Annotated in this window: 17 protein-coding genes; 9 read left to right on the top strand and 8 right to left on the bottom strand. The window is 62.9% G+C overall.

Annotation, left to right across the window (positions count from 1 at the left end):
• The 5 genes from ACIPL0_RS14365 to ACIPL0_RS14345 all read right to left on the bottom strand — a co-directional run bounded on the left by ACIPL0_RS14365 (nt 1) and on the right by ACIPL0_RS14345 (nt 7,247).
• The gene (locus ACIPL0_RS14365; protein ID WP_400597219.1) at nt 1-1,239 is read right to left on the bottom strand and encodes a hypothetical protein; all 1,239 of its coding nucleotides are present in this window, start codon (nt 1,237-1,239) and stop codon (nt 1-3) included.
• Complete coding sequence (locus ACIPL0_RS14360; protein WP_400597220.1) at nt 1,236-2,477, bottom strand: HlyD family secretion protein; 1,242 nt, start codon at nt 2,475-2,477, stop codon at nt 1,236-1,238. Before ACIPL0_RS14360 ends, ACIPL0_RS14365 begins: the two co-directional genes overlap by 4 nt.
• 478 nt (nt 2,478-2,955) lie before the next feature.
• On the bottom strand, nt 2,956-4,182 hold the full coding sequence (locus tag ACIPL0_RS14355; protein WP_400597221.1) for an alkaline phosphatase family protein: 1,227 nt from the start codon (nt 4,180-4,182) through the stop codon (nt 2,956-2,958).
• A 365-nt stretch (nt 4,183-4,547) separates the two neighbouring features.
• Entirely contained in the window at nt 4,548-5,264 is a 717-nt protein-coding gene (locus ACIPL0_RS14350) for a FadR/GntR family transcriptional regulator (RefSeq protein WP_400597222.1), read from the bottom strand.
• Nucleotides 5,265-5,492: 228 nt separating this feature from the next.
• On the bottom strand, nt 5,493-7,247 hold the full coding sequence (locus tag ACIPL0_RS14345; RefSeq protein WP_400597224.1) for an IlvD/Edd family dehydratase: 1,755 nt from the start codon (nt 7,245-7,247) through the stop codon (nt 5,493-5,495).
• A gap of 231 nt (nt 7,248-7,478) precedes the next feature.
• On the opposite strand from ACIPL0_RS14345, the gene ACIPL0_RS14340 reads away from it, so the two are divergent.
• From ACIPL0_RS14340 to ACIPL0_RS14300, 9 genes are all read left to right on the top strand, one after another.
• Nucleotides 7,479-8,795, top strand: coding sequence for an MFS transporter (locus ACIPL0_RS14340; protein ID WP_400597225.1), 1,317 nt, complete (start codon nt 7,479-7,481; stop codon nt 8,793-8,795).
• A gap of 230 nt (nt 8,796-9,025) precedes the next feature.
• The gene (gene araD1, locus ACIPL0_RS14335; protein ID WP_400731544.1) at nt 9,026-10,018 is read left to right on the top strand and encodes an AraD1 family protein; all 993 of its coding nucleotides are present in this window, start codon (nt 9,026-9,028) and stop codon (nt 10,016-10,018) included.
• 144 nt (nt 10,019-10,162) lie between these two features.
• Nucleotides 10,163-11,749 (top strand): aldehyde dehydrogenase (NADP(+)), encoded by a 1,587-nt coding sequence (locus tag ACIPL0_RS14330; protein ID WP_400597228.1) that lies wholly within the window; start codon nt 10,163-10,165, stop codon nt 11,747-11,749.
• A 374-nt stretch (nt 11,750-12,123) separates the two neighbouring features.
• A complete protein-coding gene (locus ACIPL0_RS14325) occupies nt 12,124-13,440 on the top strand; it encodes an MFS transporter (RefSeq protein WP_400597229.1) in 1,317 nt (438 codons plus the stop codon).
• A gap of 165 nt (nt 13,441-13,605) precedes the next feature.
• Nucleotides 13,606-13,899 (top strand): DUF5629 family protein, encoded by a 294-nt coding sequence (locus ACIPL0_RS14320; RefSeq protein WP_400597230.1) that lies wholly within the window; start codon nt 13,606-13,608, stop codon nt 13,897-13,899.
• Between the two features lie 206 nt (nt 13,900-14,105).
• Nucleotides 14,106-15,272: a lactonase family protein gene (locus ACIPL0_RS14315; protein WP_400597231.1), complete on the top strand. Its 1,167-nt coding sequence runs from the start codon at nt 14,106-14,108 to the stop codon at nt 15,270-15,272.
• A 188-nt stretch (nt 15,273-15,460) separates the two neighbouring features.
• On the top strand, nt 15,461-15,643 hold the full coding sequence (locus tag ACIPL0_RS14310; RefSeq protein WP_400597232.1) for a hypothetical protein: 183 nt from the start codon (nt 15,461-15,463) through the stop codon (nt 15,641-15,643).
• Between the two features lie 519 nt (nt 15,644-16,162).
• Nucleotides 16,163-16,354 carry a hypothetical protein gene (locus ACIPL0_RS14305; RefSeq protein WP_400597233.1) on the top strand — a complete coding sequence of 64 codons (192 nt, stop codon included), beginning with the start codon at nt 16,163-16,165 and terminating at the stop codon, nt 16,352-16,354.
• Nucleotides 16,351-16,581, top strand: a complete 231-nt coding sequence (locus ACIPL0_RS14300; RefSeq protein WP_400597234.1) for a hypothetical protein — start codon at nt 16,351-16,353, stop codon at nt 16,579-16,581. Before ACIPL0_RS14305 ends, ACIPL0_RS14300 begins: the two co-directional genes overlap by 4 nt.
• A 230-nt stretch (nt 16,582-16,811) precedes the next feature.
• Here ACIPL0_RS14300 and ACIPL0_RS14295 read toward each other — a convergent pair whose 3' ends face one another.
• Genes ACIPL0_RS14295 through ACIPL0_RS14285 form a run of 3 tightly spaced genes read right to left on the bottom strand, consistent with a single transcriptional unit; the run spans nt 16,812 to nt 22,293 of the window.
• On the bottom strand, nt 16,812-17,423 hold the full coding sequence (locus ACIPL0_RS14295; RefSeq protein ID WP_400597415.1) for a glutathione S-transferase: 612 nt from the start codon (nt 17,421-17,423) through the stop codon (nt 16,812-16,814).
• Nucleotides 17,420-21,058 carry an AAA family ATPase gene (locus tag ACIPL0_RS14290; RefSeq protein ID WP_400597235.1) on the bottom strand — a complete coding sequence of 1,213 codons (3,639 nt, stop codon included), beginning with the start codon at nt 21,056-21,058 and terminating at the stop codon, nt 17,420-17,422. Before ACIPL0_RS14290 ends, ACIPL0_RS14295 begins: the two co-directional genes overlap by 4 nt.
• On the bottom strand, nt 21,055-22,293 hold the full coding sequence (locus tag ACIPL0_RS14285; RefSeq protein WP_400597236.1) for an exonuclease SbcCD subunit D C-terminal domain-containing protein: 1,239 nt from the start codon (nt 22,291-22,293) through the stop codon (nt 21,055-21,057). The genes ACIPL0_RS14290 and ACIPL0_RS14285 overlap by 4 nt, the downstream gene beginning before the upstream one ends.
• Nucleotides 22,294-22,409 lie beyond the last annotated feature (116 nt).

The raw sequence follows: 22,409 nt of genomic DNA, 5'->3' as shown, positions 1-22,409 counted from the left end.
TCAGTTGGCCTCCTGAGCGCCGGTAAACGGATTGACGCCACTGGCCGCGATGGCGGCCCAGGCGGTGGCGCCCAGATGAGGCAGGTGATAGTAGAAAAAGTCGTTGCTGGTGGAATCCGGGCCGATGGCCAGGCCGGTGCTGATGCGGGTCTGCGGCGTGGCGAACAGCCAGCCATCGGCGGCCTGCTGGGCGACCAGCAGCTTCCACAGCGGCCGCGCCTTGTCGTCGGCGCCGGTGAGTTGCGCCACGGCGGCGGCCTGGGCGGTGCCTTCGGTCCACAGGCCATCGGGCTCGCGGTTGAAGCCGTAACCGCCGCCGAAACGGTGGGCCTGATCGACGAAGCCGAACACCCGCGACCAGTCGGCGGGCGGATTGCTCAGGGCGATCAGCGGCCAGATCTGCGCATCCAGTCCCGAGCGCTGGTATTCGGCGGTCTGACCGTCCGGCAGGGTGCCGATCAGAAAGCGGCCTTCGCTGGCCAGCCACTGGCTGTCGACGAACTGCCGGGCCAGACGCGCCTGGCTGGCGCTGTCCGGGTTGGTGTCGATGCGCTCCAGGGCGCTCCAGGCGGCGGCCAGATCGACGTTGTGCTCGGTGGATTTCCAGCCCTGGCGCACTGGGTTCGGCGGGTAGCCGTAGTAGCCGCCGATGAAACCGGCGGGCGTCTGGCTGTCGTAGGTGTGGTTGCGGGTCCAGGTCAGCACCTTGCGTGCCGCTTGCAGGTAGCGCGGCTGTTCGGTCTGCCGATAAGCCTCCAGCAAGGCCAGCGCCGCCCAGGCCTGATTGCCGGTGGCGCTGCCGACCTGATAGGCGTCCTGATTCCAGGCGTTGCGTTCGCGGCTCCAGTAGCCGGGCAATACGATCGCCCCGGAGGTTTTCACCGCGCCGGCGGCGTAGGCGTTGCGCAGGCGACCGTCGTCGTAGTCGGGGTCATGTTCGGTGGCGTAGGCCAGCGCATCGGCGATGCGCCCGGCCGCCTGGGGTTTGCCGCAGCCGTACAGGGCAATGCTGGCCAGCGCGTTGTCATAGGTGAAGGCCACGCCACGCAGGGCGATGATGTCGGTGGTCTTGCCCTTGAGCGGCGGGTAACTGGCCAGTAGCACCGGGCCTTCCGGCAGCGCACCGACGGCTTGATCCAGAGCGTTGCAGGTCAGTTGCAACAGCTGCGGACGGCTTTGCACGGCCAGTGCCGAGGTGACGAACACGCTCAGCAGCAAGCCCACACCCAGACGTTTCATTGCGATACCTCGGCGGTCACCCAGTTGCCGGGGTTGCAGACCTTGCTGCGTTGCGCTGCCGTCAGCTCGCCGTCAAAGGCGCCGACCACGTACACCGCGTTTTGCTCGGCGTAGGGGAACGGCACGCTGTAACTGGCCGACTGGGTGTCGGTGGGGCTCGACAGCAATTGCAGTACGTGGGCCTTGAGCGGTTCGTCGAGGCCGGCGACGTTGACCGTCAGCTGGGTTTCGCGGCTGATCTTGCTGGCCATGCGCTCGGGGAACACGGCGATCACGTTGCTCTGGTCGCACTGGGTGGCGCGCAGCAGCGTGGAGCCGGCGCGCACCAGCGTGCCCTGCGGCGCGATCAGCTCCTGCACGGTGCCCGGTGCGTAGGCCACCACGTCATAGGCTGCCATCAGGCTGACCCGTTTCTGCTCGGTGTCGATCAGGTGATTGAGGTTGTCCAGCTCCTGCTGCTGGGTGGCGCGGTTCTTCGCCTGATTGGTCAGGCTCAGTTGCAGGGTGGTCATCTGCGCTTGCAGGTCGTACATGCGCAACTGATCGGGGTCGAGGTAGACCTGCTCGCTGGCCGCCGACACGTCGCCGCTGTTGATCCGCAGCTGCGAGCGGATCGATTCGGCGGCGCCCTGCAACGACGCCAGTTGCGCCCGCGATGCCGTTACGGTCGCTTCACTCACGGCGCCCTGGCGGTACAGCTCCTGATTGCGCGTCAACGTGGCGCGGGCGTCCTGCAGGCGGGCCGCGGCGGCGCTGCTTTCGGCCTGAAGCGCGCGCTGGGTGTAGAGCTGACGGGTGCGGTAGGCGCTCTGGTATTGCTGGCTGGTTTTTTCCAGCGAGTCGTAGAACTGCTGGTCGTGCTCGGCCTGGCTTTTCAGCGACGCCAGTTGCTGCTCCAGCGTCAGCCGACGGGTCTGCAGGGCCAGCAGGGTTTCCTGGTTGGCCCGAGGGTTTTCGATGGTGGCGATGGTCTGCCCCTTGTCGAACGACTCGCCGGGCTTGAGCGTCAGGCGGGTGACGGTGCCGTCGATGGGCGTGGTCAGCAGCAGCACCGGCGCATTGAGAATTGCCCGGGTCGCCGAAGACGACAGCAGTGGCTTGAACAGCGTGGAAAACAGCAGCCAGACAATGAAGAACAGCACGCTGAAGCCGGCCAGGCGCGGCAGCAGGGACAGCGGAATCAGCGGCGGCCTGGCTGGTTTGCCGGTGGTCGTGTCGAGCGTCAGGTTGGTCATCATCCGGTACTCCAGGGTCGAGCGTGCACAGAAACTTCGCAGGCAGGCACACAGGCGCCGTGACTGCGTCGGGTAGACGACAGCTGAACCAAGGCATACGAAAGCGCCGCCGAATCAACGGCGAGATACAGAATCTGGATTTTTGAAAGCGCAGGACTGTAAAGGCTGGGTACGTCCCGTCTTGTTGAAGTGCAGCGGCGTGATCCAGGCAGGAGACAACGATCACGGGCCTTACGCTAGGCGTGAAGTCTTTTACTGTCAACGACCTGCGTCGGCTGAAGTTTTGGCGTCGGTTTTGCGTCACGGATTTTTGACGCAACGATAATCATCGAAGCGTCGAACCGGCGTTCAAGCCGATGATTTGTCGGATGTTTTTTTAGCGGTGTAAAAAATGTGCGGAACGTTCACGATTTTTTCGAGGCTAAAACCGTTATGAGCCATCACAAAAAAATATAAGCAGCCGCCGGTTTAGCACTGTATTTCAGCGTTTGACCGGCATGTCAGTCACCAGCCGCGACACCGGCACCTCGTTGAGCACCACGGTGTAATTCAACTGGCCGATGGTTTGCGGCAGATCGCTGTCGACGTATTCGAGGGAAGAGTCGGTGAGCTTGGCGATCAGTTGCCCGGAGCGGTAGATGCGCAGCGGCTTGTTGTTGCCCTCGGCCACCCGCCAGCGCAGGGTGACGGTGCGGGCGCTGTTGTTCAGGGTGGCGGTCAGTTGGCGCACCCCCAGAGGGCCGATCAGCGGCACGCCGTCGATGTTGTGCCGTTGGGCGTCGGTGTTGATGCCCATGTGCACCAGAATGGTCGGCGCGACATCGGTGACGGCGGGCAGGCCGTACAGTCCGTCCAGCGACGGGTTGAACGGGTCGGGAACGGGGTGGCTCAACTCGTCGTTGACCGGTTCATCGAGGCCGATGAAAGCGGTCTTCTCGCTGCGGCTCTGTTCACCGTGGTCGTAACCGTCCGGCAGGCGCCGGCCATGGTCGGTGACGATCATCACCATCCAGTCCTCGTCCGGGAGGCCTTTCTTGCGTTGCGTCAGAGCGTCGAGCATTTCCCCGACATGGCGGTCGACCGTGGTGATGGCCTGCTGGTACTGCGCGCTGAAACCGTTCTCGTGGCCGGCGCCGTCCGGCTGGTCGAGGTGAGCGAAGATGAAATCGAAGTTGCCGGTCAGCAACTCCTGGGCCGTGCGGTCGGTCACGCACTGATCGTCGCCGCCGCACTTGACGCCGAGCTCGATGAAACCGGCGCTGAGGTCGTCGCTGAAGTTATCGTTGATCGGGTTCCAGCTGACGATGCTGGCGGTGTGTCGGGTCGGCGCGGACAGGCTGATCAGCTTGAACAGGCTGTCGGTCTTGTTGCGCAGGCTGCTGTCGTTGCTGGCGATGCGGTGCCGGTCGGCCCACGCGCCAGTAAGAATGCTGGCCCAGCCCGGGCCGCTGAAGGTGGTCTGTTGGGTCGAGGTGCCGACGATGCCGCCGGTGTACGCAGGATGCGGCTTGAAGCGCGCCAGCACCGGCGCCCGTCCGCCCGCGATGGCTTGTTGCAGTTGTTCGTATTGCAGGCCGTCGATGCCGATCAGCAGCGCCTTGTGCCGATGAAAATCGACGGAGTCGCCCAGCAGCATGTTTTTCAGCAACAGGGCGGCCAGCAACCCCAGAAGCAATGCTGTGCCGCAAAGTCTGGCAATCGGGTTCATGGTCAGCCTCATTGTTTACGCTGAGGTCGCGGGCAGTAAGGCATGGGAAAAGCGACGTTCCTTGTCGATGACTGCAACGGGATCTATTGGTTATAGCGGAGATTTGCCGGGGTGGGATGGCAATCACGACGGCTTTTGCGGCAGTGCGCAAATCCCTCGGATAACACACATCCTGTGGGAGGGAGCTCTGCTCGCGATGGCGTCAAATCAGCCAATGCAGTGTTGAATGACCCACCGCTATCGCGAGCAGAGCTCCCTCCCACAGGTACGCCGCCAAGCACCTGTAGCAGTCCGGCTTGCCGGCGGCAGCGATCTTATGGGCATCACCGCCGGCAAGCCGGACGGCTACGGAGGAGCAATTACAACTACAACCCTTTGCCCAGCACCACATTCAGCGCGTTGCGCGCATCGTCCAGCTGTACCAGGGTGGCGTGGTGGGCGCCGAGGGCGTCGCGGTTTTCGATGGCGGTCAGGATCGCCTTGTGCCGTGGCAGTGCCAGCTCATGCAGGTTGGGCCGCTTGTTGGAGTGCTTCAGCGCCTCACGCAATGCCAGCGACAGCATGTTGCACAGGTGTGCCAGCAGATCGTTGTGGGTGGCGTCGGCGATGCGGCTGTGGAAATCCAGGTCCGGCTGCAACACGTCTTCCACCGTCGGCGCGGCGGCCATGCGCTGGTAGGCCTCGCCGATGGAGGCGATTTCATCCGCGGTCGCGTGCTGGGCGGCGAGGGCGGCGGCGGCCGGCTCGATGATGCTGCGCACGCTGGTGAGCAGGGCGAAGAACTCGTTCTGCGGCGAACTCTGCATCAGCCAGTGCAGAACGTCCGGATCGAGGATGTGCCATTCACGACGCGGCTTGACCACCGTGCCGACCCGAGGCCGTGAATACACCAGCCCCTTGGCCACCAGCACCCGCGTGGCCTCACGCAGCACCGGGCGGCTGACCGCATATTCCTCGCACAACAGCGCCTCGGCGGGCAGCTTGTCGTCCGGCTTGAAGTGGCCGGACACAATCTGCATGCCGATGTCCTGGACGATGCGCGAATGCATGCTTTTGCGGTCGGAAGGCTTACGGTAATCCATGGGGCGCGAGGCGGTCCTGAAGGGAAGTGCGGCGCATCATAGCACTGGCTGAAGCGACTGGATTGTTGCATTACCTGTAGGAGCTGGCTTGCCCTGCGACCGGCGGGGAACCCGTCGTAAAACCATACACATTGGCCGCATCAGATAGACCGCGTGTACAGGTTTTACGACGACTTCGTCGCCGGTCGCAGGGCAAGCCAGCTCCTACAGGTGGTGCGTGTCAGGCCATCAATGCGAATGCCGCGGCACTTCGGCCCCGCGCGTACCCACCAGGAAGTCGAAGTCGCAACCCTGGTCGGCCTGCATCACATGGTCGATGTACAGCTGGCGATAACCACCGATCAGGTTGTGCTGCGGCGCTTGCCAGTCGGCCAGACGGGCTTCCAGCTCCTGTTGCGGGATGTCCAGGTGCAGACGGCCGGTGGAGCAGTCCAGCTCGATCCAGTCACCTTCGCGCACCACGGCCAGCGGACCGCCGGCTGCCGCTTCCGGCGCGACGTGCAGGACCACGGTGCCGTAGGCGGTGCCACTCATGCGTGCGTCGGAGATGCGCACCATGTCGGTCACGCCCTGGGCCAGCAGCTTGGCCGGCAGGCCCATGTTGCCGACTTCGGCCATGCCCGGATAACCCTTCGGCCCGCAGTTCTTCATCACCAGAATGCTGTTGGCGTCGACGTCCAGCTCCGGGTCGTTGATGCGTGCCTTGTATTCGTCGAAGTTCTCGAACACCACGGCGCGACCGCGATGCTGCATCAGCGCAGGCGTTGCCGCCGATGGCTTGAGCACAGCGCCCAGTGGCGCCAGGTTGCCGCGCAGCACGCAGATGCCGCCGTCGGCGCGGATCGGGTTGTCCAGTGCGCGGATCACCTCATCGTCGCCATAGATCGGCGCGTTCTTGACGTTTTCGCGCAGGCTCTTGCCGTTGACGGTCAGCGCATTCGGGTTAGGCAACAGGCTGGCTTCATCCATGCGGCGCAGCACGGCAGGCAGGCCGCCGGCGTAGTAGAACTCTTCCATCAGGAAACGCCCGGACGGCTGCAGGTCGACGATGGTCGGCATGCCGCGACCGATGCGGGTCCAGTCGTCCAGCTCCAGATCGACACCGATGCGACCGGCGATGGCCTTGAGGTGGATCACCGCGTTGGTCGAACCGCCGATGGCGGCGTTGACGCGAATGGCGTTCTCGAAAGCTTCCTTGGTCAGGATCTTCGACAGGCGCAGGTCTTCGTTGACCATCTGCACCGCGCGCATGCCAGACATGTGCGCCAGCACATAGCGGCGCGAATCCACGGCCGGGATCGCGGCGTTGTGCGGCAGCGAGGTGCCCAGTGCTTCGGCCATGCAAGCCATGGTCGAGGCGGTGCCCATGGTGTTGCAGGTACCGGCCGAGCGCGACATGCCGGCTTCGGCGGAAAGGAATTCGTCGAGGCTGATCTGCCCGGCTTTATAGGACTCGTGCATCTGCCAGACGATGGTGCCGGCGCCGATGTCCTTGCCTTTGTGCTTGCCGTTGAGCATCGGCCCGCCGGTGACGACGATGGCCGGCACGTCACAGCTGGCGGCGCCCATCAGCAGGGCAGGGGTGGTCTTGTCGCAGCCGGTCAGCAGGACCACGCCGTCGATGGGGTTGCCGCGAATCGCCTCTTCCACGTCCATGCTCGCCAGGTTGCGGGTGAGCATTGCTGTCGGACGCAGGTTCGATTCGCCGTTGGAAAACACCGGAAATTCAACCGGAAAACCACCGGCTTCGATGACGCCACGTTTGACGTGCTCGGCGATGGTACGGAAGTGGGCGTTGCACGGGGTCAGTTCCGACCAGGTGTTGCAGATGCCGATGATGGGCTTGCCCTGAAACTGGTGGTCGGCGATGCCTTGGTTCTTCATCCAGCTGCGGTACATGAAGCCGTTCTTGTCGGCGGTACCGAACCATTGGGCCGAACGCAGGGTGGGTTTCTTGTGGGTATTGGATGGGGAATCAGACATAAATCAGCACTCTTATTGTAAGACTAAAAGCTTCGTGTGCTGACTAAAATAGGCTGAAAATCGTCTGAGTGGAAGTGTTGTCACGCCAAATAGTATTACTATATAGTCGGTTTCCATCGAGGGACGACCCTGTCTGCCGCCTATTGCAATCTGCATGGCTGTCACCGGCACACACGAAGCCAGAGGTTTCCCCGAGTTTTCCATAACAAAAACAACGTGGAGACCGCTTGCATGAGCCAGGAACTCAGGCTTATTCGTCGCATCACCCTGAAACTCATTCCCTTTCTGATCCTGTTGTACCTGATCGCCTACGTCGACCGCTCTGCCGTGGGCTTTGCCAAGCTGCACATGGGCGCGGACGTCGGCATCGGCGATGCGGCCTATGGCCTGGGCGCAGGGCTGTTCTTCATTGGTTACTTCCTGCTGGAAATCCCCAGCAACCTGATGCTCGAACGCTTCGGCGCGCGGCGCTGGTTTGCCCGGATCATGATCACCTGGGGCGCGATCACCATGGGCATGGCCTTCATTCAGGGGCCGACCAGCTTCTATGTGATGCGCTTTCTGCTCGGCGCGGCCGAAGCGGGCTTCTTTCCTGGCGTGCTCTATTACATCACCCAGTGGTTCCCGGTGCGCCATCGCGGCAAGATCCTCGGCCTGTTCATTCTTTCCCAGCCCATCGCGATGATGATCACCGGTCCTATTTCCGGTGGTCTGCTGGGCATGGAAGGGATTGCCGGGCTGCACGGCTGGCAATGGCTGTTCCTGTGCATCGGTGCGCCGGCGATTCTGCTGACCTGGCCGGTACTGCGCTGGTTGCCGGACGGCCCGAGCGACGTGAAGTGGATGGACCCGGTGGAAAAGCAGTGGCTGTCCGGTGAGTTGAAACGCGACCTGGAAGAATACGGCCAGACCCGTCACGGCAACCCGCTGCACGCGCTCAAGGACAAACGTGTCCTGCTGCTGGCGCTGTTCTATCTGCCGGTGACGTTGAGCATCTATGGCCTCGGGCTGTGGCTGCCGACGCTTATCAAGCAATTCGGCACCACGGATTTGATGACCGGTTTCATTTCGGCAGTGCCCTACATTTTCGGCATCGTCGGCTTGTTGATCGTGCCGCGCAGCTCCGACCGCCTGAACGACCGCTACGGCCACCTGGCCTTCCTTTATGTGATCGGTGCGCTCGGCCTGTTTTTCAGCGCCTTCCTCAGCTCGCCGGTGCTGCAACTGGCGGCGCTGTGCATGGTGGCGTTCTCGCTGTTCTCCTGCACGGCGGTTTTCTGGACCCTGCCGGGGCGTTTCTTCGCCGGCGCCAGTGCCGCTGCCGGTATCGCCCTGATCAACTCGGTGGGCAACCTCGGCGGCTACATCGGCCCGTTCGTCGTCGGCTGGCTGAAAGAAATCACCGGCAACCTGGCCAGCGGCCTGTATTTCCTGTCGGGCGTGATGGTTTTCGGACTGATCCTGACCGGCGTGGTGTACCGCGTGCTGGAACGCAGACACCTGCTGCCGGAAAGCGAATTCACCGGCAGCGCCCGCAGTTCTCGTTAACGACACTGACTTGTCATTCAGAGGCACGCCACGCCCTGTAGGTGCGGCTTGCCCCGCGCCCCTTGTAGGAGCTGGCTTGTCCTGCGAGCGGCGACGAAGTCGTCGTAAAACCTGTGCATGCGGTGTGCCTGACACTGCCAAGGCGTATGGTTTTACGACTGCTTCGCAGCCGCTCGCAGGACAAGCCAGCTCCTACAAGGGAGCCGCTCAACTCATAGAAGGAGCATTCCATGCATTTGGTTCAATTCGAATTGGGCAACGGCGAGCGCCGTGTGGGTCTGGTGGACGGTGCGCTGGTGCGCGAAGTGCAGGGCGCGACCAGCACCCGCGAACTGGCCCTGGCCGCCATCGACAAGAAGATTTCCCTGGCCGAACAGGTCGACAGCCTGGGTCTGGGCGATAGCCACGATTATTCGCAGCTGCGCGCCGACCTGAGCATCCTGCCGCCGCTGGATCACCCGGACCCGGCGCACCTGCTGGTCAGCGGCACCGGCCTGACCCACCTGGGCAGCGCGTCGGCCCGCGACAAGATGCATCAGCACGGCAACGACGAGTCGGCCATGACCGACACCATGCGCATCTTCAAATGGGGCATCGAAGGCGGCAAACCGGCGGCCGGCGAGGCGGGCGTGCAACCGGAGTGGTTCTACAAGGGCGACGGCAGCATCGTCATCCGTCCGGGCGAAGCCTTCCCGCAACCGCCGTTTTCCGAAGACGCCGGTGAAGAGCCGGAGCTGTCCGGCCTGTACGTGATCGGCAACGACGGCCAGCCGTACCGTCTGGGCTTTGCCATCGGCAACGAGTTCTCCGACCACGTCATGGAGCGCAAGAACTACCTGTACCTGGCCCATTCCAAATTGCGCGCCTGCTCGTTCGGCCCGGAACTGCGCATTGGCGACCTGCCGGCGCACCTGGCCGGCACCAGCCGCATCCTGCGCGACGGCGAAGTGCTGTGGGAGAAGGAATTCCTCAGCGGTGAGGCGAACATGTGCCACAGCCTGCAGAACCTTGAATTCCACCACTTCAAATACCGTCAGTTCCTGCGTCCGGGCGATGTGCATGTGCACTTCTTCGGCACCGCGACCCTGTCGTTCGCCGACGGCATCAAGACCCAGCCGGGAGACCGTTTCGAAATCAGCCAGGCCGAATTCGGCGCACCGCTGGTCAACGGCATCGCTGCTGAAGACGCCGTGTTCCACGCGGGCGGCGTCAAACAGCTCTAAAGCGTTTCCCATTGTAGGAGTGAGCTTGCTCGCGATTCGTTGCATCAGGTGACGCAATGGTGACTGACATACCGCTATCGCGAGCAAGCTCACTCCTACATGGCCAGATGCCTTTCAATCCGATTTGTTCTACAGGAATCCCCCATGTCCCAGATCCTCGGCCACAACTACATCGGCGGCCAGCGCAGCGCTGCCGGTGAAATCATCGTCTATAGCGTCGACGCCAGCACTGGCGAAAAGCTGCCCCACGATTTTCATCAGGCCACCGTCGAAGAAGTCGATGCCGCCTGCAAGGCCGCCGCGGCGGCATACCCGGCCTACCGTTCGCTGAGCGCGGAAAAACGTGCGCAATTCCTCGACGCCATCGCCGATGAAATCGACGCGCTGGGCGACGAGTTCATCGCCACCGTCTGCCGCGAAACCGCCTTGCCGACCGCTCGTATCCAGGGTGAGCGCGGCCGCGTGACCGGGCAGATGCGTCTGTTCGCCAAGGTCCTGCGCCGGGGTGACTTCTACGGCGCGCGCATCGATCTGGCGCTGCCGGAGCGCAAGCCGGCGCCGCGTCCTGATCTGCGCCAGTACCGCATTGGCCTCGGCCCGGTGGCGGTGTTCGGTGCCAGCAACTTCCCGCTGGCGTTCTCCACGGCGGGCGGCGACACCGCCTCGGCGCTGGCCGCCGGTTGCCCGGTGGTGTTCAAGGCTCACAGCGGCCACATGGCTACCGCCGAATGGGTCGCCGATGCGCTGCTGCGCGCCGCCGACAAGACCGGCATGCCCAAGGGCGTGTTCAACATGATCTACGGCGGTGGCGTCGGAGAGTGGCTGGTCAAGCACCCGGCGATCCAGGCCGTCGGCTTCACCGGTTCGCTCAAGGGCGGGCGTGCCCTGTGCGACATGGCCGCCGCACGTCCGCAGCCGATCCCGGTGTTCGCCGAGATGTCGAGCATCAACCCGGTGATCATCCTGCCCCAGGCGCTGGGCCTGCGTAGCGAACGCATCGCCGCTGAACTGGCCGGCTCCATCGTCCAGGGCTGCGGGCAGTTCTGTACCAACCCGGGCCTGATCATCGGCCTGCGTTCGCCGGCGTTCACAGAGTTCCAGCAGCGGCTGGCTGCGCAAATCAATGATCAGCCGCCACAGACCATGCTCAACGCCGGCACGCTGAGCAGCTACAGCCGTGGCCTGAAGGCGCTGCATGCGCACGCCGGCATCGAGCACCTGGCCGGCAGCGAGCAGCAGGGCGATCAGGCGCAGCCGCAACTGTTCAAGGCCGACGTCAGCCTGCTGCTGAACGGCGAAGAGCTATTGCAGGAAGAAGTGTTCGGTCCGAGCTCGATCGTCGTCGAAGTGGCCGATCAGGCCCAACTCACTGAAGCCCTGCTCGGCCTGCACGGCCAGCTCACCGCGACCTTGTTGGTCGACGGCGACGACATGCAGCGCTTCAGCGAACTGACCGGCCTGCTGGAGCAGAAAGTCGGGCGCATCCTGATCAACGGTTATCCGACCGGGGTGGAAGTGGTCGATTCGATGGTCCACGGCGGCCCGTACCCGGCGACGTCCGACTCGCGCGGCACCTCGGTCGGCACCCTGGCCATCGACCGCTACCTGCGTCCGGTGTGCTTCCAGAACTACCCCGACAGCGCCTTGCCCGACGCCCTGAAAAACGCCAACCCGCTGGGCATTCAGCGGCTGGTGGACGGGGTGAACACAACCTCCGCCATCACCGCATAACCCGTGTAGGAGCGTGGCTTGTCCCGCGAGCGACGGGGAACCCGTCGTAAAACCGGCGAATGCGGTCAGTCTGATCCACCGCATTCACCGGATTTACGACTGCTGCGCAGCCGGTCGCAGGGCAAGCCAGCTCCTACAGGGAATCGCGGTGAATCAGGTGCCGATATGTAAACGCCGTACTTGTAGGAGCGTGGCTTGTCCCGCGAGCGGCGGGGAACCCGTCGTAAAACCGGCGAATGCGGTCAGTCTGATCCACCGCATTCACCGGATTTACGACTGCTGCGCAGCCGGTCGCAGAGCAAGCCAGCTCCTACAGGGATTCGTGCAAGACATGACCCACCCGACACCCAATAACAACAACCGAGGTGTGCCCCATGACCGCCAACGCCATACCGCTGGAACAGTCCGACACCGACCTGCTTGAAGACCGCATCTATCGCAAGGTCAGCTGGCGCATCGTGCCGCTGTTCATCTGCTGTTTCCTGTTCGCCTATCTGGACCGGGTCAACATCAGCTTCGCCAAGCTGCAGATGGCCAGCGACCTGGGTTTCAGTGAAACGGTCTACGGCCTGGGCGCCAGTCTGTTCTTCGTCGGCTACTTCCTGTTCGAGGTGCCAAGCAACGTGTTGCTGCACCGCCTCGGCGCGCGGTTGTGGATCGCGCGGATCATGGTGTCATGGGGCATCGCCTCGGCCTGCATGATGTTCGTGCAGAGCGAATTCTGGTTCTACACCCTGCGTTTTCTGATCGGCGTGATGGAAGCCGGCTTTGTCCCCGGCGTGCTGTATTTCTTCACCCAGTGGTACCCAAGTACCCGCCGCGCGCGGGTCAATTCGTATTTCAAAAGCTCGATCTGCCTGTGTGGCATCGTCGGTGGCCCGTTGGCGGCCATCATCCTCAGCCACTTCGACGGCGTCATGGGCCTGCCCGGCTGGCGCTGGCTGTTTCTGCTCGAAGGCGTGCCATCGGTGCTGCTGGGCGGCGTGGTGATCTGGCTGGTCAAGGACCGCATCGAGGATGCGCCGTGGCTCAGCGCCCAAGAAAAGCAGGTGATGCTGACGCGTATGGCCGCCGAGGTGAAACCGGCGTCGTCGCACAATCTCAAGGACATCTGGAAACACCCGACCACCTACGTGATGTCGGCGATTTACCTGTGCCTGGTCATGGCCCTGACCGGCCTGCTGTTCTGGATGCCGCAACTGATCAAGAGCGCGGGCGTGACCGACACCATGAACATCGGCCTGCTCACCGTGATTCCCTATGTGGTGGCAGTGATCGGCAACCTGCTGATCGGCGCCAGTTCCGACCGCCGTGGCGAACGGCGCTGGCACATGGCGGCGTGCGCCACGCTGACCGCGCTGGGCTATCTGGTCTGCGCGCTGTTCCCCGGCCAGTTGTTGCCGCTGATGGTCGGCATGAGCATCATCATGACCGGCATCATCGCCTGGATGCCGATCTTCTGGACCATCCCGCCGCGCTTCCTCAGCGGCCTGGCGGCGGCAGCGGGCATCGCCCTGATCAACTCCCTCGGCCAGCTCGGCGGCATCATCGCGCCGTACATGGTCGGCCGCATCAAGGACCTCACCGGCACCGCCACCCCGGCGCTGTTCGCGCTGTTTGCGGTCAGCGTGCTGGCGATCGCGCTGATCGTCTGGGGTATTCCCAAGCGTTACTACATCAAGGAAGACTGACCGGGTTCGTCCCTTGTGGGAGCGGATTCATCCGCGAGGCGCCAGTTCAGTCGATGAATATCTGTCGGCTGAAAGGCTCTCTCGCGAATGAATTCTCTCCCACAGTCCGCGCCACAGAGGCTTTTGACCTATCATTCGCACTTTGAACCGTTGCGAAGCACTGCCATGACCACCACCCCGCAAAACCTGCGCGCCGAACTGCAAGCCGCGCTGACTTCCCAGAGCATGCTGGAAATCGACGGCCTGCACGCCTTCGAATTCACCCTCGACGAAATGCTCCAGATCGAAAGCATGGACGGCCGCGAGCGCAAGGTCTGGCGCTTCTCCCTGGCCCAGATCGACTCCGCCGAATTCGATGAAAACCTGCAAAGCTGGGTGATCAACGACGGCAACGCCGACCACCGCATCATCGTGCTCAACGCCTTCGCGGCGAGTGATGACGACGAAGAAGACGAATAAACCTTTGTAGGAGTGAGCTTGCTCGCGATTTGTCAGATCAGACACTGCGATGGTGACTGAAACACCGCAATCGTCCGAGTGCGGCCCAGACCAAGCTCACTCCTACAAGGTATGTGGCACCCGCAACTCCCCCTGCCACGCGCTGTCCATACCCCTGATTCCCGCGCACAGCGCGCGTTCATAACGCCAACAACGAGATCACTCCGATGACGCCCAGACTTCTGCCCTGGCTGGTGCTCGCCAGCAGCCTTGCCTCTGTTTCCGTTCAGGCCAAGCCCATGACCGACTACGACGTGCTGATCGGTGCCTACACCGCCGGCGCCAGCGAAGGTATCTACCGCTACGGTTTCAACACCAAGACCGGCCAGCTTGAAGCCAAGCCGCGCCAGGTGATCAAGAGCGAGAACCCATCCTGGCTGACCCTCTCCAAGGACCAGCGTCACCTGTTCGCGGTGAACGAAAACGGTCCCGGCCAGACCGATGTGGTCGGCAAGGTCAGCAGTTTCGCCATCGATCCGAAGACCCATGCGGTGTCGTTCATCAACCAGATCGACAGCAAGGGCGAGGAGCCGACCCATTCCAACCTCAGCGCCGACGGGCGTTTCCTGTTCGTCGCCAACTACGCCGTACACCCCGATCCCGGCGGTTCGCTGGCGGTGGTGCCGGTCGGCAAGGACGGCACACTCTCGCCGGTGGTGCAGACGGCGACCCACGCCGCGAGCAAGGTCAACCCCGAGCGTCAGGCCTCGTCCCACGTCCACGCTGCCGTGCCGACGCCCGACGGCAAATACCTGATCGCCATGGACCTGGGCGCCGACAAGATGTTCGTCTTCAACTATGACGCCAGCAAAACCCAGCCGCTGCAGCCGGCCAAAGTGCCTGCGGTCGAGCTGCCACCGGGCAGCGGCCCGCGCCATCTGGTGTTCAGCAAGGACGGCAAGCACGCCTGGCTGACCATGGAAATGAGCGCCCAGGTGGCGGTGTTCGACTACCACAACGGCGTGTTCAAGCGCACCGAACTGGTCGAGTTGACCAACAAGGAAGGCCAGCAATTCCGCGCCGCCGGCGGCCTGCACACCTCGCCGGACGGCAAGTTCCTCTACGTCGCCAACCGTGGCGAGGTCAATGAACTACTGGTGTTCCGCATCAACGCAAGCAACGGCCAGCTCACCGAGATCCAGCGCCGTTCGGTGGAGGGCAAGGAGCCTCGCGAGTTCGCCTTCGACCCCAGCGGCCAGTTCGTGCTGATCGCCAACCAGAAAAGCAACCAGATCGTGACCGTACGGGTCGACCCGAAAAGCGGTCAGTTAGGCGAAACCGTGCAGAAAATCGACTTCGACTCCCCCTCGGACTTCCGTTTCCTCGGTTTCTGAAGCCGCCAAGTGACACGTTGACGCAGGCCCCAGCCCTTGTTTTTCAAGGGCTGGGGCCATGTATTAATTGAAGTGATATGGGCTAGTGCCAAAAAAGATTTTTTCTGAAAGCGACTCGGGCGTAACTTTCATTCCACGGCCACGACGGTCAAGACTTGAAACGAAACATCAACACCGAGGTACGCATCATGAACTTCAATCTCTTCTCCATCATCGCCGCGTCCGCCATCTCCGCCACTGTTGCATTGCCTGCCAGTGCCAGTGTCGAAGTGACCGACAAGAAAATCAGCGCCACCCAAAGTTACACCCCTAAATACCTGCAACAAAGCGCCAACTTCTACGCAGCCCTGGACCACAAGACCCAGCAATGAATAGAACTGACGATGTGAATCCATTCCCCGTTAACGAAGTACACGCTACCGGGGAATGGATTCTCAAGAAATGAAGCTGAAGTAAAAACGCTGTTTTGCCCGCGACATCGTTACAGGCTACAAGAACGCTTTCGCGAGCAAATTCGCCTATTCCAGGTTGATACGACCCACTGACCATCGCGTGTCAGGCCATGTATCAAATGCAGGCGAGCTTGCTCGCGAAAGCGTTGGATTCCCTCCCTTTCGTCCCCGTCCGCTGAATAAGCCACGGGGATTTTTTTTGCCCGCGTTATTCCTGTAGGAGCGCGCTTGCCCGCGAGACGTTATCGCTGACACTGCAGGGGTGTCTGAAGTAACGCCTCGCGGGCAAGCGCGCTCCTACGGTGATATCTATCGGGCTTATTAATCTTCTAAATAATCAACTCAACTGATTTTTTGAATCGCTGAGCATCGTTTCTCAGTGATACAAACTTTCCGCATCATTCGCTCCAGAAACAGAAACATCCTGGAGCTACCGACATGGCCACTGCCATCCTTCATTCACTTAAACACGGCGCTTATACCGCCATCGCTTTGTATGTTGTTTTCATTGCAGTGGTCACTATTGCCAGCATGCACCCACAACTGACTGCACCGACTGCGGTCTCGGCTCAATCGTCTGTCGTTGCACTGGATCGTGCGGCTGACCAGGCGAAGGGGCGTGCGTCGTGAAAGGCATCAGACTCTGGGTGATCATCTTCTTTGCCGTGATCAACAACGGTTGCTCGCTGCTCGGCTACGGCCAGGGCTCGGTGGGCGGGGTGGCCCGCAGCATCGAATTCAAGACCGAAATGGCCGAAGCCGTGGAGATGCTGCGTGCGCAGAAACTCAACACTGGCAACCCGCCGCCCAAATACGGCGAATTGCTGACCGGGATTTTTCGGTTGACGACTGTATAAGGTCACCGCGGTCCCTGTAGGAGCGCGGCTTGTCCCGCGACCTGCCGGGGACCGGCAGCAAACCCTGACAACTCTGTATTCCTGACACACCGCATACACAGGTTTTACGACGGGTCCCCCGCCGGTCGCAGGGCAAGCCAGCTCCTACAGGTGTTGCTTCAGGCCAGACACTGCGGTGCAGGCTGAGCTACCGCATTCGCCAGCAAGCCGGCTCCTACAAATCTTGCATTTCAGGCCTGACGCTTGGCCATCGCTTCAACAAACAACCGAGAGTCGAGAAACCGCTGCAACCACCCCTGCAACCGCGGATACGGGCTCTGCCAGAACCAGTCCGGGTCAACCCCGCAGAACTGCCGCACGAACGGCGCCAGTGCGGTGTCGGCGAGGGTCAGGTGGTCGGCCACCAGACATTCCCGCTCGCTCAACAGCGTTTCCAGCCTGTGCAGAAACACCTCACCCCGCGCCCGGTACTGCTCCTGAGTGAATTCGGGGTAGCGCACCGCGTATTTGTAACGGTCCAGATCGGTCTTGAAGCGGCTGTCGTTTTCCTCGATCAACTCGGCGATCAGCCGCTGGCCGTCGGCATCGTTGGCCAGCGACCAGTCGTCCGGGTCGTTCTGCGCCAGCGCCCAGCGCATGATGTCCAGGCTCTGTTCCAGTACCTGATCGTCCAGCACCAGAACCGGCACCGTGCCCTTGGGCGAACGGGCAAGCATCTCCGCCGGCTTGGCCTTGAGGCTGACCTCGACGGTTTGCACCGCCACCCCGGCGTAAGCCACCGCCATGCGGGCGCGCATGGCATAGGGGCAGCGGCGAAACGAATAGAGCAGGGCGCCCATCAGCTGACCTCCAGCGTACTCAGGCCGTTGCCTTGGCGACGCACCTGAATCTGCACCGGAATCCGCTCGTGCATTTCCTGCACGTGGGAAATCACCCCGACCTTGCGGCCCTGGGCCTGCAAGCCGTCCAGCGCGTCCATCGCCAGTTGCAGCGACTCGGGGTCGAGGCTGCCGAAGCCCTCATCGATGAACAGCGATTCGATCTTCAAGGTGCTCGACGCCATGGAGGCGAGGCCCAACGCCAGCGCCAGTGAGACCAGGAAGGTTTCGCCGCCCGACAGCGAATGCACCGAGCGCAGTTCGTCGCCCATTTCCGTGTCCATCACCAGCAGGCCAAGCAGGCTGCCGCCGCGTTTGAGGCGGTAGCGGCGTACCAGTTGCTTGAGCTGGGTGTTGGCGTGGTGGACCAGCAGGTCGAGGTTGTAGGTCTGGGCGATCTTGCGGAAGGTGTCGCCGCTGGCCGAGCCGATCAGCGCGTTGATCCGCGCCCAACGCTGGTATTGCCCAGTGGCGGCGGCAATCTGCTCCTGCAATTCGCTGCTGGCGTTGCGCCGACGGTCGTCATCGCTGATCTGCGCGCGCAGGTCGGCGCACTGTTGCTCGCCCTGAGCGGCGAGATTCTGCAGGTCGCCAAGGGCAGCCAGCAGGGTGTCGGCGTCGCTGATGTCGCTGTGCTGGGCCTGATGCTGTTGCAGCTGCGCCTCGCGTTCCTGCAACAGCACCTTGCCTTGTTCGAGGGCTTTTTCGCTGTGTTGCAGGCGCTGACGCAACTGGCTGACCTGCTCGTCGCTGACCGCCAACAGGGCGTCCAGTGCCTGATCGTCGATTTCACCGTGGCTGGTGCGCCACTCGCCGATCTGCCGTTGCAGTTCGGCCAGTTCCTGTTCCATCGCTTGCAGGCGCTGGCGCTCGCTGTTCAGCTCGGTGTCGAGCTTGATCAGGTCGCTGCGGGTCTGCTGCAACTGCTCGGCGGCAGCGGCCTGCGCCTGACGCGCCTGCTCGACCGCCTGTTCCAGCTGTTGCTGCCAGTGTTCGGCGCTGGCGTGTTCACCGAGCATGTCGGCCAGCCGCTGCTGCACGGCGGCCTGCTGTTGCTGGCTGTCGTGCAGTTTCTGTTGCAGTTTCTGCTGTTCGGCCTCGCGGCTCTGCTGGGCGTTCTGTTCGAGGACGATTTTCTGCGCCCGCTCGCCGTGTTCCTGCTGCTCGTCTTTCTGCTGATCGAGCTGCTCCAGACGCCGGGCAACCTGGCTGTCCAGCTGCATGAAACTCTGCGTGGCCGACTCGCGCCAGTGCACCAGGCTCTCGGCCGGTAGCAGCGGTTCGAATTCCCGCAGCGCGGTTTCGAAGGTCTGATTGTCCTGGGCGATCAAACGCTGCTGATCGTCCAGCAGCTTCATCGCCTGCTGGCTGGCCTCGCGGGCGCTCTGCACCTGCTGTTGCAAGCTCTCGGCGTCGCGCTGCACCTTGAGCAGGCGGCTCTGGCGCTGTTCGGCGGCGAGGATTTCCTCGGCCAGTTGATGCAGGCGCTCGCTCAGCCAGTCATTGCGCAGGTGTTCCGGCTGTTCCAGCAAGCGCGGGTACAAGGCCTGGCTTTCCAGCTCCGGCAGCAGCTTCTGCAACTGTTCGTCGAGTTGCTCCTGCTGCGGCTTGAACGCCTTGAGTTGGTTGTTCAGTTCGCCGACTTCGGCGCGCAGCTCGGCGAGTTTTTCGCTCAGTTGGCTGACCTTCAGCCGTGCGCTGTGTTCTTCGTTGTCGTCATGCCCGGACAGCGCCTCCAGCAACGCGCCGGACTGATGATAAGGATGCTCTTCACTGCCACAGACCGGGCACGGTTGCTGATCCACCAGTTGCTCGCGCAACTGCTCGACGCTGGCACTGCGCGCCAGACGCTGGCGTTGCAGCAGCTCGACGGTGACTTTCAGCGCCTGTTCGGCCGCCTCGTGTTCGGTCTTCAGCTTCAAGCCCTGGGCGATGCCCTGTGCGCGACGCTCGGTGGCCTGCTGTTGGTGCGTCTGCACATCCTGCAAGCGGCCGACGATGTCCTGCTGGCGTTGCCACAACCGTTCCAGGCTGTTGCTGGCGCTGTGCTGCTGACGCTGTTCCTGAAGCAACTGGCCGAGGCGCTCGATCTCCTGACCCACCACGTCGGCCTTGACCTCTGCCTCGTCATACAGCGCCTGCAGGGCGCTGCGGGTTTCGCTCAGGGTCTGTTCGGCGCGGGTCGAGGCCTGCTCCAGCGCTGGTAATTCATCGCGGCCCTTGCTCAGGCGTGAGCTGATCGAGACGATCTGTTGCAGCTGCGGACGGTAGGCCTTCCACGACTGGCTCAAGGCATCCAGCGCGGCGCTTTCCTGCAATTGTTCGGCAATCGCCTGCAGACGCTGCTCGACCCGTTGTTGCTGTTCGTTCAGCTGTTGCAGGGAGGTCTGACCGTCGTGGCGAGCCTGTTCGGCGACCCGGGCCTGTTCGCTGACCTGTTGCAGATCCTGGTTCAAATGGTTGAGCTGGACCTGCTGGGCGAAGGCTTCGCTCAGGGCCGGTCGGGCGCTCTGCAGCTGTTCCTGGCTCTGTTGCAGGCTGGCCTGGGTTTCACCGAGTCGGGTTTCCAGTTCGCTGAGACGTGCCTGCTGTTCGGTCTGCTGTTGCGTATGGCGCTGAATGTCCGCCGTCAGCGGTTGCAACTGACCATTGAGTTTCGCCCGCTGGCCGAACAGGTGGCGCTGCGGTGCCAGGCGTTCCAGTTGGCCCAATTGTTGGCGCTCGCCGTGCTGGCTGTCCCAGCCCTGTTGCGCGCTGGCCAGTTGTTCGGCGGCGGCCTGCTGACTGTCGCGCAGGCGGTTCAGCTCGCTGAACCACTGCTGTTTCAGCTCCAGCTGACGCAGTTGCCCTTGATGCACTTTCAGTTGCTCGCGGGCGGCGTCGAAACGTTGTTGCAGCTCGGCGCGCTGTTCCTCGCTGAGCGGCGTCAGGTTGCCGGCCTGCGCATTGAGGGCCTTGAGCGCTTCTTCGGCCTCTTTGCTCTTGCTGTACGCGCGACGGCCGAGCTGGCTGTAGATCGCCGTGTCGGTGAGCTTTTCCAGCAGTTCACTGCGTTCCCTGTCATCGGCCTTGAGGAAGGCGCTGAACTCGCTCTGAGCCAGCATCACCGCGCGGGTGAACTGTTCGAAGTTCAGACCCAGGCGCGCTTCGAGCAGGGGTTTGTACTCGCTCTTGTTCTGGCTGAGGACCTGCTCGCTGTCCAGATCGGTCAGGGTCTGGCGGCTGGCCTGGAGTTTCTTGCTGGCGTTGTCGCGGGCGCGGTTGGTTTCCCAGCGGGCGCGGTAACGGCGATGGTCGACGCCGACGAAATCCACCTCGGCATAACCGCTGCCGGTGCCACGGCGCAACAGGTTGCGCGGGTCGTTGGTGCTGATCTCGCCGTCGATCTCCGGGACTTTCGACTGGCCGATGTCATTGAGCCGCGGCACGGCGCCGAACAGCGCCAGGCACAGGGCATCGAGCAAGGTGCTCTTGCCGGCGCCGGTGGGGCCGGTGATGGCGAACAGGCCGGCGCTGGCCAGCGGTTCGGCGGTGAAATCCAGCTCGAAAGGGCCTGCCAGCGAGGCAAGGTTTTTCAGGCGAATGGCAAGAATCTTCATGGCTGTTCGCCCTCCAGTTGCACGTCCTGCAGCAGCGCGGCGAAGTCCTGCAAGGTCTGTTCGTCGACCTCGCTGCCGTAGCTGTCCAGCCAGGCGCGGCTGAACAGTTCCTGCGGGGTCAGTTGGTCCAGCTCGATCAGGTCTTGTTCGCCGTCTTCACGGCCACCCTTGCCGGCGTATTCGGCGGCGATGCGCACCAGGCGCACGGCCTTGTTTTCCAGCGCGGTTTCGATCTGCTTGCGCAGGTCCGGCTGCGGTTCATGGAGGCGCACCCGCACCTCCAGCCACGGCTGACGGTCGACATCGGCGAGCAGGTCGATGTCCGGCAGGTCGGCCAGTTGCAACAGCAGGTCGGCCAGCGGCGCCGGGCCGATCCGTTGCAACTGCACGGCGCGGGGAATGTGCAGCGGCGTGACGCTGGCGAGCTTGCCACCTTCGCAGTCGATTTCGAGGATCTGGTGCTGGTAGCCGATTTCCGAGAACGACAGCGGAATCGGCGAGCCGCAGTAACGGATGCGCTCCTGGCCGTTGACCTTCTGCGGCTTGTGCAGATGGCCGAGGGCGACGTAGGTGATGCTGTCGCCGAACAGGCTGGCCGGCAGCGCTTCGGCGTTGCCGATGATCAGGCTGCGCTCGGAGTCTTCCGACACCGAGCCGCCGGCCATGTGGGCGTGGCTGATGGCGATCAGCGCTTGGCCGCGCTTGCGTTTGGCATTGGCGGCTTCGATCAGCTTTTCGTGGACCTGGGTGATGCCGCGCAGGTAGTTGTCGCCCAGTACCGGCCCGGTGACTTCCGCCGGGCGCAGGAACGGCAGCGCCAGGCACCAGCCGAGCACCTTGCCCTTGGCGTTGGTCAGCGGCAGCAGCAGGCGTTCGGCATCCAGCACGCCGTCGTCCAGCCACAGCACCCGGCCCAGCGCGTGGGTGCGCAGGCGGCGCATCAAGGGCGCGGGCAATTCGATGCGCGAACCGGAGTCGTGGTTGCCGGCAATCATGACGATGGTCAGCTGCGGATTCTGTTCGTGGGCGCTGACGATGAAATCGTACAGACGCTCCTGGGATTTCACCGGCGGGTTGACCGTGTCGAAGATGTCACCGGCGATCAGCAGCACATCGGGCCGCCGTTCGATCAGTCGGGCCAGCAGCCAGGTCAGAAAGCTGGCGTGCTCGAAGTCGCGCTCCTGACCATGGAGGTTCTGGCCCAGGTGCCAGTCGGAGGTGTGAAACAGACGCATGGGGGTACCTTGTTTGAACCCCCTGTAGAAGCGCGCTTGCCCGCGATCCTGTAGGAGCTGGCTTGTCCTGCGAGCGGCTGCGAAGCAGTCGTAAAACCATACACATTGGGAGTGCC

It is taken from the genome of Pseudomonas sp. NPDC090208 (assembly GCF_044746785.1).
In the GTDB taxonomy this organism is placed as follows: Bacteria; Pseudomonadota; Gammaproteobacteria; order Pseudomonadales; family Pseudomonadaceae; genus Aquipseudomonas.
Note: the sequence above shows the minus strand (reverse complement) of the source record. Positions and strands in the feature narration are given on the sequence as shown.

Bases quoted from the DNA above. Each gene is read 5' to 3' on its own strand.
- araD1 (WP_400731544.1), top strand. From the start codon at position 9,026: ATGCATTTGGTTCAATTCGAATTGGGCAACGGCGAGCGCCGTGTGGGT.
- ACIPL0_RS14290 (WP_400597235.1), bottom strand. From the start codon at position 21,058: ATGAAGATTCTTGCCATTCGCCTGAAAAACCTTGCCTCGCTGGCAGGC.
- ACIPL0_RS14310 (WP_400597232.1), top strand. From the start codon at position 15,461: ATGAACTTCAATCTCTTCTCCATCATCGCCGCGTCCGCCATCTCCGCC.
- ACIPL0_RS14360 (WP_400597220.1), bottom strand. From the start codon at position 2,477: ATGATGACCAACCTGACGCTCGACACGACCACCGGCAAACCAGCCAGG.
- ACIPL0_RS14325 (WP_400597229.1), top strand. From the start codon at position 12,124: ATGACCGCCAACGCCATACCGCTGGAACAGTCCGACACCGACCTGCTT.
- ACIPL0_RS14350 (WP_400597222.1), bottom strand. From the start codon at position 5,264: ATGGATTACCGTAAGCCTTCCGACCGCAAAAGCATGCATTCGCGCATC.
- ACIPL0_RS14305 (WP_400597233.1), top strand. From the start codon at position 16,163: ATGGCCACTGCCATCCTTCATTCACTTAAACACGGCGCTTATACCGCC.
- ACIPL0_RS14355 (WP_400597221.1), bottom strand. From the start codon at position 4,182: ATGAACCCGATTGCCAGACTTTGCGGCACAGCATTGCTTCTGGGGTTG.
- ACIPL0_RS14345 (WP_400597224.1), bottom strand. From the start codon at position 7,247: ATGTCTGATTCCCCATCCAATACCCACAAGAAACCCACCCTGCGTTCG.
- ACIPL0_RS14340 (WP_400597225.1), top strand. From the start codon at position 7,479: ATGAGCCAGGAACTCAGGCTTATTCGTCGCATCACCCTGAAACTCATT.
- ACIPL0_RS14365 (WP_400597219.1), bottom strand. From the start codon at position 1,239: ATGAAACGTCTGGGTGTGGGCTTGCTGCTGAGCGTGTTCGTCACCTCG.
- ACIPL0_RS14330 (WP_400597228.1), top strand. From the start codon at position 10,163: ATGTCCCAGATCCTCGGCCACAACTACATCGGCGGCCAGCGCAGCGCT.
- ACIPL0_RS14320 (WP_400597230.1), top strand. From the start codon at position 13,606: ATGACCACCACCCCGCAAAACCTGCGCGCCGAACTGCAAGCCGCGCTG.
- ACIPL0_RS14285 (WP_400597236.1), bottom strand. From the start codon at position 22,293: ATGCGTCTGTTTCACACCTCCGACTGGCACCTGGGCCAGAACCTCCAT.
- ACIPL0_RS14315 (WP_400597231.1), top strand. From the start codon at position 14,106: ATGACGCCCAGACTTCTGCCCTGGCTGGTGCTCGCCAGCAGCCTTGCC.